Origin of the sequence: Moraxella sp. CTOTU47618 (genome assembly GCF_032017425.1) — a bacterium.
Lineage (GTDB): Bacteria > Pseudomonadota > Gammaproteobacteria > Pseudomonadales > Moraxellaceae > Faucicola > Faucicola tetraodonis.
This window is the reverse complement of sequence record NZ_DALZPW010000008.1, coordinates 96,697-112,080: the sequence shown is the minus strand read 5'-3', so window position 1 is coordinate 112,080 and position 15,384 is coordinate 96,697. Positions and strand designations below refer to the sequence as shown.

The window sequence follows — 15,384 nt, the reverse complement described above, 5'->3', positions numbered from 1 at the left end:
AAAAAAATATGAAACCACTTGAAACTCACGGTATTTTGGGTCAATCCACCAGCTACCCAAAAACCTACGCCCCCGATATGCTCTACCCTATCCCTCGCGCATTAGGACGGGCGAAGCTAGCGCTGCCTGCTGACGCCTTAAGCATCGGCATGGACTGGTGGCAGGTTTTTGAAATGTCTTGGCTGAATTCGCAAGGCATTTCACAGGTGGCAATGGCGCGCCTTGCCATCCCTGCCACATCAGACTACATTGTCGAATCAAAATCGCTCAAACTTTATTTTAATAGCCTAAATTTCACTGAATTTGATAATCAACAAGCTGTTAAAGCAACGGTGGAAAAAGACTTATCGGCTTGTCTAAAAACCGATGTGACGCTTGAGATTTTTGAGGTAAATATTGCAAATAGCTTACCCATCAGCGCGCCACAGGGTGACTGCATTGATAACGCATTGGATAGTAGCGATAAAAAAATCGCCATCGTCAGTGATGTCAATCCTTCAAGTTTGACCGTTGCCCATCAAGGCGCCTCTGATAGCCAGTTACAAATTTTGCATTCGCATCTCCTGCGTTCAAACTGCCCTGTCACCAATCAGCCAGATTGGGGAACACTGGAGATTCAGATAGATAGCCAACCAATTGACCGAGCAGGACTGCTTGAGTATATTTTGAGCTTTCGTCAGCATAATGGCTTTCATGAACAATGCGTGGAGCAAATTTTTAGTGATTTAACCCAAGCCTTTGCGCCAAAAACGCTCATGGTACGCGCATGGTACACACGCCGTGGCGGGATTGATATCAATCCTTGTCGGGTGAGTGATATCAGTTTGTTGCCGTCACCGTCACGGCTTAACCGTCAGTAATATTCGCTAATAATAATCGCCCGTCAGCTATTCGCATTTTTATCAAAAAAAGCGTATGCTATGTTTTTTCAAAATTTTTCTGCCTCCAACTATATCTAACCGTTGACGGCAAGCAATACCCAGAAGGATTACCGCATGCAAGCAGTCGGTCAACTCATGCTCGATATTGAAGGCACAGCGCTTAGCCTAGCAGATGAAGCACTGCTACGCCAACCGGAAGTTGGCGGCGTGATTTTGTTTGGGCGCAATGTAGAAAGCCCTGAGCAAGTGCGCGAACTGACCGATAGTATGCGTGCCATCAAGCCCAATATTTTAATTGCGGTTGACCAAGAAGGTGGACGTGTCGCACGCTTACGCGCCGGTTTTTCGCCGCTACCTGCGATGGGTAAACTCGGTGAAAGGTTTGAGCATGACCCTATCACTGCGCTTGATCTCGCTTATTGCGCAGGCTATTTGATGGCAAGCGAAGTCTTAGCGGTTGGGATTGATTTTAGTTTTGCGCCTGTACTTGATATCAATGGGGTGAGCCGCGTCATTGGTGATCGCGCGTTTCACGCCCATCCGATTGCAATCACTGCCTTATCTGCTGAATTCATGCGCGGCATGAAGCTTGCAGGAATGGCAACCACGGGCAAGCATTTTCCTGGTCACGGCTCAGTTGCCCCTGATTCTCATGTGGATGATGCCACCGATGAGCGCAGTTATGATGAGATTCGCCAATACGATATGCAGCCATTTATTCGCAACAAGCCGCTACTGGATGCACTCATGCCCGCTCATGTGGTATTTAGCACAGTTGATAACAAACCTGCAGGGTTTTCATCGATTTGGCTGCAACAGATTATTCGTGGCAAGCTAGGATTTAATGGGGTATTGTTCTCCGATGACCTGTCGATGAAAGCGGCACATGTTGCAGGTGATGCAGGTGACCGTATTGCGGCTGCTTTAATAGCAGGTTGCGACATGGGATTATTGTGTAATGACCGCCCTGCCGCGTTGGTCGCGCTTGAGCGTTTGCAAAAAGAGCCGACACTGCTCAATACCACCAGCCAACATCGGTTATCTAGCATGAAAGGTAATATCAAAGGCTGGCGGGGCTCACTGGCCGACTCAGCCAAAGACTGGTCACATTGGCAAAGTAGTCAGCGTAAGGTGCTAGAAAATTTCTTTGCATGAATTTGCTTAAAACAAGAAAATTTAAAACGAGCAACTTTCAAAAAAACAAATTCAAAAAAAGCAACGCGGCAACGTTGCTTTTTTTATGGCTACTTTTTCATAGCTATTTTTTTAGCTACTTTTTGATTCATCAATTGACATAGCGTAATTGAGCTATCATTTTTTGCAAATGCTCACTACTTAACTGACTCCAGATGTTATAAAAACAGCCATTGTTCAGCACGAGGTAAGCCAGCATTTTACTCTGTGGGTTATTGCCCTCTCGCCCAAGCGTCACATAACTGCCATCGGCATAGTTTTTACGATATGCCCAGCCCTGGTACAAGTCACGCTTAGACGTGGTACCTGCATTGGCTACGCCATAAGCACTGCGTAAAGGCCTGCCTTTATAGTTTTTCAAATCATACGCCACCGCAAAGCCACCTGAAAAATTGGCAGCGCGTGATTGCGCAGTTTTGACATTCACTGATGAATGATTAGCAATGGCTAAAATTGGGCAATACTTATAATCAGATTGTCGCCATTGTTGTTGGTAAATTGGGCTAACTTGGCTACTTTTGAGTGATGCATGCGATTGCCAAGGTGATTTTGGCAGCCTAGTAGCCGCTTGGGCAGTATTGACAACTATGCAGCCAATTATCGCAACACAGGTCATAGCAAGTTGATAAAACATCGTTGTACTTCGTATCATATTACGGGTCTCACGCGATTTTATTTTAGGTTTGTTATCAGGTAAAGTTACGCTATTGGCAATTTATCTTTACGAGCTTATCTTCTAGTACACTATATGACCCTAGTATATAGAGTAGATAATTGTTCATCATAAAAAGGTGTGGCAAAACCGTTGTTTTTGTATAACAAATTTGCAAATGAATGAAATAAATCAGGCATAAAAAAGCCCCTAATTCATTGAATTAAGGGCTTTTTTAGAATATGGGGCGAATGATGGGACTCGAACCCACGACAACCGAGATCACAACCCGGGGCTCTACCAACTGAGCTACATCCGCCATAAGGTAGGTTTTACAGACTAGCAAAATGCGCGCCTGACAGGATTCGAACCTGTGACCACCCACTTAGAAGGCGGGTGCTCTATCCAACTGAGCTACAGGCGCATAAAAAAAGCCTGCTCGGCTCTTGATTCATCTTTTTAACTTGGGTAAGTGTAAAAGATAAATGGTCGGAGTGAAAGGATTCGAACCTTCGACCCCCTGGTCCCAAACCAGGTGCACTACCAAGCTGTGCTACACTCCGATTGCCTAACTAGGCTTAATTGTTACTTCAACACCTTAGCAATGGTGAGCTTAAAGGCTATCATCGCTAAGTGGTGCGTATATTAAAGCAAGTTAGTTAGGCTGTCAACGACTTTTTTCAATATTTTAAAAACAGGTTATGGTTATTAACGCCTATCTTTTGAGCGTGGCGCCAAACGCGAGCATACGATCTAGGGGTTTTTTAGCTTGTTCGATTAGCTGCGCATCAACAAAAATCTCGTGCGGTACGGCGTCAGGCGTGCCTACTTTCTCCAGTGCATGGATGATTTGGTCTAAATCATTCATCGCCATCCACGGGCAATGCGCACATGAACGACAGGTTGCACCTTCGCCACGTGTCGGCGCTTCGATAAACACCTTATCTGGCGCCGCTTGCTGCATTTTGTAAAAAATACCGCGATCGGTCGCGACGATGAACATCTTGTGCGGTAGGGTTTGCGCCGCTTTAATCAGCTGACTGGTGCTACCCACAGCATCTGCCATTTGGGTCATCTCAATCGGCGATTCTGGGTGTACCAAGACGGCGGCATCGGGGTACATCTCTTTCATGGTTTTTAGGCTGCGGCTACGGAACTCTTCATGCACGATACAAGCGCCATCCCACAGTAGCATATTTGCACCCACTTTTTGCTGGATATAACGTCCCAAATGCTGGTCAGGTGCCCAAATGATTTTTTCACCTTGGGTGTCTAGATGGTCAATGAGCTCAACCGCGATACTCGATGTCACCACCCAATCTGCCCGCGCTTTAACAGCCGCTGAGGTGTTGGCATACACGACCACAGTACGGTCAGGATGCTGGTCACAAAACGCGCTAAAATCTTCAATCGGACAACCCAAATCTAGTGAGCAAGTGGCTTCTAGCGTTGGCATTAATACCGTTTTTGCAGGACTTAGGATTTTAGCGGTCTCACCCATGAATTTGACGCCTGCAACAATCAGCACATCGGCATCACTATCACGCCCAAACCGCGCCATCTCTAAACTATCCGATACGATACCGCCTGTGGCTTCGGCAATTGCTTGGATTTTTGGGTCGGTGTAATAGTGAGCAATTAACGTGGCATTATGCTGTTTTAACAAATCGGCAATGCGCTGTTTTTTTTCTGCAAATTCGGCATCATCAATCTCAATATCTTGGGGTATACCGAGTTTATCGAGATGTTGTTTGACAATGTCTTTGGCAGATACTGCTACCAGTTGCTCATTATTTGCTAATAGAGGATTGGCTAGCTGGGTAGTTGCTTGTGGTGTACTTGATTGTTGCATGAAAAACTCCTTCTCATGAGATGGCTTACCCATGTCTATCACAGGTAAGTAGCAATTCATTGATTCTCCTGCTGTTACTATAGCAAACTTTTTTGCGCAAGGTGAATCAATTGCGACTAGTAATTAATATAAGGATAATTTGGCTAAATTAAATACTTATACCCATTAAAATCTTATTAAGGCTCAATCATGACACTTTTGCTTTTACCAAACGTTTTAATAGCGCGCGCTCGCTATAGCCGATTAAGCCAATATAGACCAGTAATAATGTATTGGATAACCAAAAATTCATTTGAAAAGCACTGACGATTATCACGCTAAACAGCATCAACGTGCCCAAAAAGAAAACGATTTTTTTGGTTTGGTAAGGTATCGGATAAAAATGCTGTCCAAGCGCGTACGATACAATCATCATGAGGAAATAAACAAAAAGCGTTACCCACGCCGACACCATAAAGCCGTATTGTTTTAAAAACAGCACATGGAGCAAAATAGTCAGTCCTGCCCCAAGCCACGAGATGGCTGAGCCAATCCCAGTACGGTCAGTTACCTTATACCAAGTTGATAGGTTGTAATAAATCCCAAAACATAGGTTTGCAATGACGATAATCGGTACGATATTAATCGCTGTCCAATAACTGGGATCGGTGATAAATAACCGTTTGAGCCATGAAATATTGGCAATAATTCCAAGCGCCACTACTGATGCAAATAAAGCAAAGTACTCCGTCATCATCGCATAAGTATGTTTGGCATTGGCATGGTGCATTTGTTTGAATAAAAACGGCTCAATCCCCATCCGATACGCGGTCACAAACAAAGTCATTAATACCGCCAATTTGTAGCAGCCACCGTATGCCCCGGCATCGCCTTTATCAATCATATAATATTGAATGATTTTATCGAAGTTTTCATTCACCATAAACGCCAGCCCTGCCAGCATGACCGGATAAGAATAACGAATCATACGTTTGAACAAGGCTTTATCAAAATGCAAGCGTACTTTTTTGATAATCGGAAACAGCATCATAAAAGTGGCGAGACTGGCAACTAAATTGGCAAAGAACGGATACGCCACTTGCTCAGTCAAACCGAAACTTTTGGCAGCCTCAATGGGCACAAAGCGAAATAGCGCAATAACCACCACAGTTTGTATCAAAATCGACACTACCCGCACCACTGAATACTTCACAGGCTGGTTGTGATAACGTAGCCAAGCAAACGGAATGGTACAAATCGCATCAAAAAACGCAATCCAAGCAAACCAGCGCAAAAATTCAGGATGATTGCCATAATCCATCAGCATTGATAACGGATTGCTAAATAGCAACACCATGACCAAAAAACCGCCTGCCAACATGGCAATAAACCAAAACGCCGTGCTAAAAACATTTTTTTCGGCGGCGCCTGTTTTATCTTCTCCTGAAAAGCGAAAATAAGATGTTTCAAAACCAAAAGTAAGGACAATATTGATAAAAGCAATCCAAGCATATAGGCTGGTAAAGATAGAAAAGGCTTCTTTATCGATGTAATTGATATACAACGGATTGAGTAAAAAGGTAATGACACGGGGTAAAATCGCACCGATACCATAGATAATGGTTTCACCTAACAGTCGTTTGATATTCACAGGCTATCCAGAGTTAATGTCGCTTGATGGGTTTTAAGGTTGGCTAATAATAGGCTTTTGGCGTTGTAGCGCTAACAAGGCGTGTTGCACTTCTTGCACTTTTTTCTCGGTCAATAAATTGCTGATATTAATCCAAATCCAGTGAAAGCCATACCCGCCGTCCTGCATTTCAATTTTGGCATGTTCAATCGTCCAGTTTTGTACCAAAATGCGATACATAGCAACGGTAATACCTGTGCGATCTGAGCCATGATAACAATGCACGAGCACCTTGTCGCCACGCGCTTGGTACCACAAAATATCATACAAAATTTCAGCAAGTTGCTGCGGCTTAATCGCCCAAGTCATCAATGGGTGATTGATAAAGGTCAGCGGTAAGTTGGCTAAATTTTCTTCGTTATCATCGCGATCAAAAAATCGTAAATTGATAAGGGTATTGATGCCGTATTGCTGGATAATACCGATATCATCGGGCGTCAGCTGCTCACTACGAAACAGCTGCTCATCGATTTGATAAAGATTGGCATGTTGACACCGTAATTTTGCCCAAGTAGCGGGACGAAAATGCTGTGCAAATGGCATGTCATTGACCTAGTAGTATGATGAATTTATGCGACATAATAGCCCAAAGTGGACAAAAACGCACCGAAATTTACCTGTAAAAAAACCCAATCAACATTGGGTTTTTTGACGTAATTAACAGCAATCCTTAGCTAAAAAAGGTTTGCGCTTAAACATCCAGGTAATCTAGGATACCTTTAGCCGCCTCGCGACCTTCCCAAATCGCGGTTACCACCAAGTCTGAACCCCGAACCATATCGCCACCTGCGAAGATTTTTGGATTCTTAGTTTGGTACTTATAGGTTTGTAATTCAGGTGCAATCACCCGTCCGCTATTATCCATCTCAATGCCTTGGGTGGTAAACCAATCAGCAGGGCTAGTACGGAAACCAAATGCCATAATCACCGCATCGGCTGGCAAGATTTCTTCTGAATTGGGAATAGGCTCTGGGCTACGACGACCACGGTTATCAGGTTCGCCAAGTTTAGTGGTTACTACTTTAACACCGGTTACTTTACCGTTTAAACCGATAATTTCAATCGGCTGACGGTTAAATAAAAACTGTACGCCTTCTTCACGCGCGTTACGCACTTCACGGCGTGAGCCTGGCATATTCTCTTCATCACGGCGGTAGGCACAAGTCACAGAAGTTGCACCTTGGCGGATACTGGTACGGTTACAGTCCATCGCAGTATCACCACCGCCAAGGACGACCACTTTTTTACCTTGTAAGTCGATGTACTCTTGTGGGTTCGTTTCCCAACCTTGGCAGCGGTTGACGTTTGCGATTAAAAAATCTAACGCATCATACACGCCAGATAACTCTTCACCGGCATAACCGCCACGCATATAGGTATAGGTACCCATACCCATAAACACCGCGTCATACTCATTGAGTAATTCATCAATGGTAACATCTTTACCAATCTCGGTATTTAAACGAAATTCAATGCCCATGCTTTCGAAGACTTCGCGGCGACGACGCATGACATTTTTTTCCATCTTAAATTCTGGAATACCAAAGGTCAGTAGTCCGCCAATTTCAGGGCGTTTGTCAAATACCACAGGTTTGACGCCATGACGTACCAATATGTCAGCACAGCCAAGACCGGCAGGACCTGCGCCAATCACCGCAACTTTTTTATCCGTCCAAGTCACACCACTCATATCTGGACGCCAGCCTAGCGCAAACGCAGTATCGGTGATGTATTTTTCCACGTTACCAATGGTGACCGCCCCAAAGCCATCATTGAGGGTACAAGCCCCTTCACACAGACGGTCTTGTGGACATACTCGCCCACAGACTTCTGGCAACGTGTTGGTTTGGTGGCATAAATCTGCCGCTTGGAAAATATGACCTTCGGTAGCCAGTTTTAACCAGTTTGGAATGTAGTTGTGAACGGGACATTTCCATTCACAATAAGGGTTACCACATTCAAGACAGCGGTGCGCTTGGTCAGTTACCTTGTCTTGCTCAAAGGGATAGTAAATCTCAACAAACTCGTGAGTACGGGTATTAATGTCTTTTTTTGAAGGGTCGACACGTGCGACGTCTAAAAACTGAAAATCGTTGTGTAATCGTTTTGCCATGCCCCAATGCTCCTAAAGCAATGCTCCTAAGTGAGTGGTATCCAGCGATTCACTGTATACCGACCTGCTTGACAGCGAACTTTTAAAATTTAAGTTAAAGGTAGAGCGCTGGTCACGCGCTACCTTTAGCAATCCAATATCATCAAATTATGCTACACAATCGCTTATTGTGGGTCTGCCATGGTCGTTTTTAGTAGCGAAGTAATGTTCGCGGCTTTTGGTTTGACCAAATAGAACTTACGAACATAATGCTCAAAGTCGTCAAGGATGGTTTGACCCCATTGGCTACCTGTTTTTGCCACGTGTGTTTTGATAATCGACATCAAGTTGATACGGTGATTTTCTGTTTGCTCACTTGAGATACGATGCATATCGATAAGCTCATGGTTACAACGGTCAAAGAAATCGCCATCTAAGTCAAGCACGTAAGCAAAACCGCCTGTCATACCAGCACCGAAGTTTAGCCCTGTTTTACCCAACACTGTCACCACACCGCCCGTCATGTATTCACAGCAGTGGTCGCCGGTACCTTCAACCACCGCAAAACAACCTGAATTACGAACCGCAAAACGTTCACCTGCGGTACCTGCCGCATACAGATGACCGCTTGTGGCACCATACAAACAGGTGTTACCGATGATAGCGGTTTGCTGGCTAGCAAAAGTCGAGCCTTTTGGTGGGTAAATCACGATTTCACCCCCTGCCATGCCTTTACCTACGTAGTCGTTGGCATCCCCTTCAAGCTTAATGTTTAAACCGCCTGCATTCCACACACCTAAACTTTGACCCGCGGTGCCGGTTAAGTGCAAGTTGATTGGTGCGCTTGCCATACCATTGTTGCCATGCAGCGCAGCAATCTCCCCTGAGATACGCGCACCGATGGAACGGTCACAGTTGCCAATACGATAGCTAAAGTCACCGCCTTTGGCTGATTTGATGGTATCCATCATATCGATAACCATTTGTTCAGCGAGCAAGCCTTTGTCAAATGGCTCATTGCGCTCAACTTGGCAAGTTTGTGGTTTGCCATCGCCTTTGCTATGGGTAAATAATAAAGGCGCTAAGTTTAGATGTTGTTGCTTGTTGGTAGTGCCTGACATGACTGATAGCAAGTCGGTACGACCCACAAGCTCTTCCATTGAGCGTACGCCCAATGCCGCCAACCACTCGCGGGTTTCTTGTGCCACAAATCTAAAGAAATTAATCAGCATTTCGGCTTCACCGATGAAATGCTCATCGCGCAGTTCTGATTTTTGCGTTGCCACGCCCGTTGGGCAGTTGTTTAAGTGACAGATACGCAGGTATTTACAGCCCACCGCAATCATTGGCGTGGTACCAAAACCAAAGCTTTCCGCCCCCAATATTGCCGCTTTAACTACGTCTAAACCCGTTTTTAGACCACCATCTGTTTGCACGCGTACTTTATGACGTAATCCGTTGACACGAAGCGATTGGTGCGCTTCAGATAAACCTAGTTCCCAAGGCGAACCTGCATAGTGAATTGACGACAAAGGTGACGCTGCGGTACCACCATCATACCCTGAAATGGTAATCAAGTCGGCATACGCTTTTGCCACACCCGTTGCAATGGTACCTACGCCTGGGCGCGAAACCAATTTGACTGATACAAGCGCGTTTGGATTGACTTGTTTTAAGTCAAAAATTAGCTGCGCCAAGTCTTCAATCGAATAAATATCATGATGCGGTGGCGGTGAAATCAAGGTCACACCTGGCACTGAGTAACGCAAACGCGCAATTAAGCTATTTACTTTACCACCCGGCAACTGACCGCCTTCACCGGGTTTTGCCCCCTGCGCGATTTTAATCTGCATGACTTCGGCAGAACGCAAGTAAGCGGGTGTGACCCCAAAACGACCTGAGGCGACTTGTTTGATTTTTGAGTTACGAATCGTGCCATAACGCGTGGGATCTTCACCGCCCTCACCCGAGTTTGAACGTCCGCCAATCGTGTTCATCGCGGTTGCAATCGCCTCGTGTGCTTCTGGCGACAAGGCGCCTAATGACATACCTGCTGAGTCAAAGCGTTTTAGGATTTGTTCAATAGGCTCAACGTCATCAACACTGATGGATTTACTGGTATCTAACTGCAACAAATCACGTAACGTCGCTACGGGTCGGCTGTTGACAATCGACGCATATTCTTTGTAGTTGTCGTAGTCGCCCGTGCGTACCGCTTTATGTAGCGCTTGAATTACATCTGGGTTAAAGGCGTGGTATTCTTTGTTAAAGACGAATTTTAACAAGCCGCCTTGGTCAAGCGGTACACGTTTGGTAAAGGCGTTTTTTGCCAAGATTTGTTGGTCAATCGCCAAATCGTCAAACGTGGCACCTGAGATACGGCTTTCAACCCCAGTAAAACAAAGCTCAACCACTTCTTCTGATAAACCCACCGCTTCAAACAATTGCGCGCCGCGGTAAGAAGAGACGGTCGAAATACCCATTTTTGATAGGATTTTTAACAAGCCTTTATCCAAGCTTTTGCGGAAATTATTTTTGGCGTACAACGGGTCACCGAGCAAGTCGCCTTTATCGACCAAGTCTGCAATCACATTGTAAGCCAAGTAGGGATAAACCGCGGTAGCCCCAAACCCTAACAAGACCGCTAATTGGTGCGAATCACGTACCAAACCTGTTTCGATGATTAAGTTGGCATCGGCGCGTAAACCCACATTAATCAAGTGATGATGCACTGCACCTGTCACCATAATGGCATTGGCAGGTACTTTACCTTTTTCGATATTGCGGTCAGATAATACAATCAATACTTTACCTGCACGTACCGCTTGGGCAGCTTGCTCACAGATGTGTTTGATGGCATCGTCTAAGGCCATTGATTCATCATAATTTAAATCAATGGTTTCAATTTCAAAACCTGGTTTTGTGACGCTGCGTAGTTGCATCATTTTGCTCGATGACAACACAGGCGATGACAACACGATACGGTTAGCGTGGTCTGGGGTGGGTTCAAAAATATTTTTTTCGCTACCCAAACAAGTTTCCAGTGACATGACAATCGCTTCGCGCAGAGGATCGATTGGTGGGTTGGTAACCTGAGCAAATTGTTGACGGAAGAAATCAGCCACGTGACGAACTTGTTTTGACAGTACCGCCATCGGGGTATCATCCCCCATTGAACCAACGGCTTCTTGACCGTTTTCGGCTGAAGGACGGATGATTTCTGTGCGTTCTTCATTGGTGATATGAAACATTTTTTGCAGTGCTAACAGGTTCTCGCCTGTTTCACGTTGCTCGTAAGCTTTTTCTTCTAGCTGTTCATCATCCCGTAGACGTACCGCATTTTCCCGTAACCATAGGCGATATGGGTGGGCTTTTTTCAGCTGACGACCCACTGCTTTGGTGTCCATGATGTTACCAGTTTCAGTGTCAATTACTAGCATTTGCCCCGGTCCGACGCGACCTTTAGCAATCACGTCTTCAGGTTGATAATCCCAAGTGCCGATTTCTGAAGCCACGGTGATATAGCCATTTTTGGTAGTCACCCAACGTGATGGACGCAAACCATTGCGGTCAAGCATACAAACCGCATAGCGACCATCTTGGATGACTAGACCGGCTGGACCATCCCACGCTTCCATGTGCTGTGAGTAAAACTCATAAAACGCGCGTAAATCCATGTCCATCGTGTCAACATTTTGCCATGCTGGCGGCACAAGGATAGAAAGCGCACGGAATAAATCCATGCCCCCTGACACCAGTACTTCAAGCATATTGTCTAAGCTTGATGAGTCAGAGCCCACACGGTTGACTAGTGGCTGTAATTCTTGCAGCTCTGGAATCAAATCGGTGACAAATTTTGGCGTACGAGCGACCGCCCAGTCACGGTTACCGTCAATCGTGTTTAATTCACCATTGTGGGCAAGATAGCGAAAAGGCTGTGCGAGTGGCCATCTTGGTAGGGTATTGGTTGAGAAACGTTGGTGGAATACCACAATGTGTGACGCCAAACGTTCGTCTTGCAAATCCAAGAAGAACGCGGGCAAATCAGCAGGCATGACTAAGCCTTTATAGATAACCACTTGTGAGGTCAATGACGTCACATAAAACAACGGGTCATCTTTCAGTTCGATTTCTGCTTTGCGGCGTGCAACGAATAATTTACGGTTAAAGGTTGCCTCGTCCATATTGATGGGGCAATTGACTAAAATTTGTTTAAAGCCTGGGAGTGATTCACGGGCAATGTCACCGACGATGCTTAAATCAACCGGCACATCACGCCAGCCAGCGACTAGCAAACCTTGTGCTTCAATCGCTTGGCTTAGGGTATCTTGGCTATGCTGTGCTAACGCTTTATCAAGGTTAACAAATACCGTGCCGACGGCAAAAATTTCGTTTAGGGTAAAGCCATTGTCTGATGCGATTTTTTTAAAAAACACTTTGGGCGTCGCAATCAATAGACCACAACCATCGCCTGTCTTACCATCGGCTGCCACGCCACCGCGGTGGGTCATACAGCTTAAACTATGAATCGCTGTTTGCACTAAGTCATGACTAGCTTCACCATGGGTATGCGCAATCAAACCAAACCCACAGTTGTCTTTGAACACATCGGGTTGGTAAAGATTATGCTGATCTGAATACTGATTTGAAGACATAAGCGTGTTCCCTTAACAAGCTGGTAGCAAAGAAATGGGCATACTATAAATATGTGCAATGTTTGCTATTGAATCATAAAAGATTGGAATAGATAACTGTCATGTTTGTTATCTATATGTACCATAAGAAATCAAAATGATACCCTTCGTTATATTAACGAAAAAGGGTAAAAAAATCCACTGTTATTTGAATTCCAAAACTAACCAACCCGTCTAAAGTCACTAGTTAGCTTGGGACTTCTGCTTGATTAACTCGCCCATGCTATCCTTTGAGGCATCTTTGGATTTTGGCTTTTCTTCAGACGGCTTGTTGTGGGTTTGTTTGGGTTTGACATCAGCATTATCATTCTTGCTATTGATAACTTTTGGTTCTGAACGGGTGGTATTTGAGTCGTTACTGTTGCTTTCAGCAATCACTTTACCTTCTTGAATAGAAAGGGTCTCTTGCGGATTGGCTGACTTTTCAATGCTGGTTTTTGGTGCTACGCGTTTGGGTTCTGCTGCTGTGGGGGTCGCAGCTTGTGGTTGCGGTTCAACTTTGGCTTTTGGTGCGGGCAATAATTTTGGTGTGGAGGTTAGTTTGACTTCCCGCGCGGCTGTCTTACCGACATCACGAAGTGGCGGCGCGACTTCATACTCATCCATTTGTGGGGCATACATTTTAAATTCTTCAGGAAATGCCTTAACTTCTTTTGGTAAATTAAAATTCACTACTTTAGCTGCGCCAACCGCTTCTTGTACTGAGCCAAATACGCCATAAGTGACCACAAAGCGTTTTTGGTTATGCGCATCAACGATACGAAAATAATTAAATTTATCACGATCGTCACGACTATTTAGGTAATCGGTGACCACTTCGTGCTCCACCACGTTCATGACTTGAACTGTCCATTTCCCATTATTAGCCTTGATAAAGCGACTGTCCTTAAATTCTTTGGGATAGTTGCGCATATCACGAATCACCGCATCAAATTTGATGGGTCTAACTTCAGTATTAAGCTCTTCAGGTGTTTTGGCCAATAGTAGCGCGGTGGGATCTTGATTTTGATTGGCATTACTCGCCGCTTTCACCGCACTTTTGGCAGGCTTTACCGCAGAGGCAATCCACACCATGACTGTCAAACCCCCTGCAATCGCCGCTAAAATCAGCCAAGTGGTCACTTTAAATGCCCATGAACGATACAGCGTAGATAAAGAATGCACCATAAAACAACCTTCTGTCTGAGGTAAGGTTAACGCCCGATATGACGCTTTAACCCATCTATAAAATTTATATCAATTAGCTTTGTCAGTCAAAGCCAGTACGTCTGTCAGTAACGCTGGGTCATATGCTGACGTTAATACCGCTTGTCCCAATTTTTCTAGTAATACTAGACGAATTTTGCCGGATTTGACTTTTTTATCATGACCCATCAAATCCAGTGCTGTATTGACCTCAATGACTGGCGGATGGGTGGGTAAATCAGCACGAGCGATTAAAGAACTGGCTCTGTCAACATCATCCGCGCTAAGCCAACCTTGTTTTTGTGACAACTGCATCGCTTGAATCATGCCTACCGCGACTGCTTCACCGTGCAGCCAATTGCCATAACCTTCATGCGTTTCAATCACGTGCCCAAAGGTATGACCAAAATTAAGCAGCGCACGCGTATTGGCTTCAAACTCATCTTGCGCCACAATATCCGCTTTATGCTGGCAAGAAATCAGTACAGCTTGGGCTAATAAATTCAAATCGAGCGTGCGCAGCGACGTCATATGGGTTTCAAGCCAAGCCAAAAACGCCACATCGCCGATTAACGCGTATTTAATGACTTCTGCTAACCCTGCTGATAATTCACGCGGCGGCAATGTCTTTAACGTGGTCATATCTGCCAAAACAAGACGCGGCTGCCAAAACGCGCCAATCATATTTTTGCCCAAGCGATGATTGATGCCTGTTTTGCCGCCGACGCTAGAATCCACTTGCGATAACAACGTTGTGGGAATTTGGATAAAATTCACACCGCGCATAAAACTTGCTGCCGCAAAACCCACCATATCACCAATGACGCCACCACCAAGGGCAATCAGCGTACAGTCACGGTTAAAGTGATTTTCCATCAACTGATCATAGATACTATCAATGCTTTGCTGGGTTTTATACTGCTCACCATCAGGTAAAATACAAGTCTTAATGAGTTTATCGGCAGGCAAACGTGCGACGAGTTTATCAAGATATAGGGGTGCAACTATCTCATTGGTGACAACCAATATTTGTTTGCCACCAATATAGTCAGCAAAATCAAAGGTTTCGATGAGATTTTCCCCAATAAAAATGGGATAGTCGTGTGAACGTGTATGGACAATTAACTCACGGCGCATGGCAGTACTCATATCAATGTTATCTTTT

General features: G+C 45.0%; 10 protein-coding genes and 3 tRNA genes. 2 read left to right on the top strand and 11 right to left on the bottom strand.

Annotated features, from left to right (window positions below):
* Positions 1 to 8 precede the first annotated feature (8 nt).
* Complete coding sequence (gene queF / locus RTS09_RS07905; RefSeq protein ID WP_312535862.1) at positions 9 to 860, top strand: NADPH-dependent 7-cyano-7-deazaguanine reductase QueF; 852 nt, start codon at positions 9 to 11, stop codon at positions 858 to 860.
* Between the two features lie 135 nt (positions 861 to 995).
* Positions 996 to 2,036 carry a beta-N-acetylhexosaminidase gene (gene nagZ / locus RTS09_RS07900; RefSeq protein WP_312535859.1) on the top strand — a complete coding sequence of 347 codons (1,041 nt, stop codon included), beginning with the start codon at positions 996 to 998 and terminating at the stop codon, positions 2,034 to 2,036.
* 130 nt (positions 2,037 to 2,166) lie between these two features.
* Here nagZ and RTS09_RS07895 read toward each other — a convergent pair whose 3' ends face one another.
* The 11 genes from RTS09_RS07895 to aroB form a co-directional block, all read right to left on the bottom strand.
* Positions 2,167 to 2,709 (bottom strand): hypothetical protein, encoded by a 543-nt coding sequence (locus RTS09_RS07895; protein WP_099833613.1) that lies wholly within the window; start codon positions 2,707 to 2,709, stop codon positions 2,167 to 2,169.
* Between the two features lie 261 nt (positions 2,710 to 2,970).
* Positions 2,971 to 3,046, bottom strand: a tRNA-His gene (locus tag RTS09_RS07890).
* Between the two features lie 31 nt (positions 3,047 to 3,077).
* A tRNA-Arg gene (locus RTS09_RS07885) sits at positions 3,078 to 3,151 on the bottom strand.
* Between the two features lie 62 nt (positions 3,152 to 3,213).
* Positions 3,214 to 3,290: transfer RNA gene (locus RTS09_RS07880), tRNA-Pro, on the bottom strand.
* A gap of 152 nt (positions 3,291 to 3,442) precedes the next feature.
* Positions 3,443 to 4,579 (bottom strand): quinolinate synthase NadA, encoded by a 1,137-nt coding sequence (gene nadA, locus RTS09_RS07875; RefSeq protein ID WP_312535854.1) that lies wholly within the window; start codon positions 4,577 to 4,579, stop codon positions 3,443 to 3,445.
* 187 nt (positions 4,580 to 4,766) lie between these two features.
* On the bottom strand, positions 4,767 to 6,209 hold the full coding sequence (locus RTS09_RS07870) for a lipopolysaccharide biosynthesis protein (protein WP_312535852.1): 1,443 nt from the start codon (positions 6,207 to 6,209) through the stop codon (positions 4,767 to 4,769).
* Between the two features lie 33 nt (positions 6,210 to 6,242).
* Positions 6,243 to 6,791, bottom strand: coding sequence for a tyrosine-protein phosphatase (locus RTS09_RS07865; RefSeq protein WP_312535850.1), 549 nt, complete (start codon positions 6,789 to 6,791; stop codon positions 6,243 to 6,245).
* A gap of 148 nt (positions 6,792 to 6,939) precedes the next feature.
* On the bottom strand, positions 6,940 to 8,361 hold the full coding sequence (locus tag RTS09_RS07860) for an FAD-dependent oxidoreductase (protein WP_312535847.1): 1,422 nt from the start codon (positions 8,359 to 8,361) through the stop codon (positions 6,940 to 6,942).
* A gap of 164 nt (positions 8,362 to 8,525) precedes the next feature.
* Entirely contained in the window at positions 8,526 to 12,995 is a 4,470-nt protein-coding gene (gltB, locus tag RTS09_RS07855) for a glutamate synthase large subunit (protein ID WP_312535845.1), read from the bottom strand.
* A 222-nt stretch (positions 12,996 to 13,217) separates the two neighbouring features.
* Positions 13,218 to 14,201: a hypothetical protein gene (locus RTS09_RS07850; protein WP_312535843.1), complete on the bottom strand. Its 984-nt coding sequence runs from the start codon at positions 14,199 to 14,201 to the stop codon at positions 13,218 to 13,220.
* Positions 14,202 to 14,270: 69 nt separating this feature from the next.
* Positions 14,271 to 15,368, bottom strand: a complete 1,098-nt coding sequence (gene aroB / locus RTS09_RS07845) for a 3-dehydroquinate synthase (RefSeq protein WP_312535841.1) — start codon at positions 15,366 to 15,368, stop codon at positions 14,271 to 14,273.
* Positions 15,369 to 15,384: the final 16 nt, after the last annotated feature.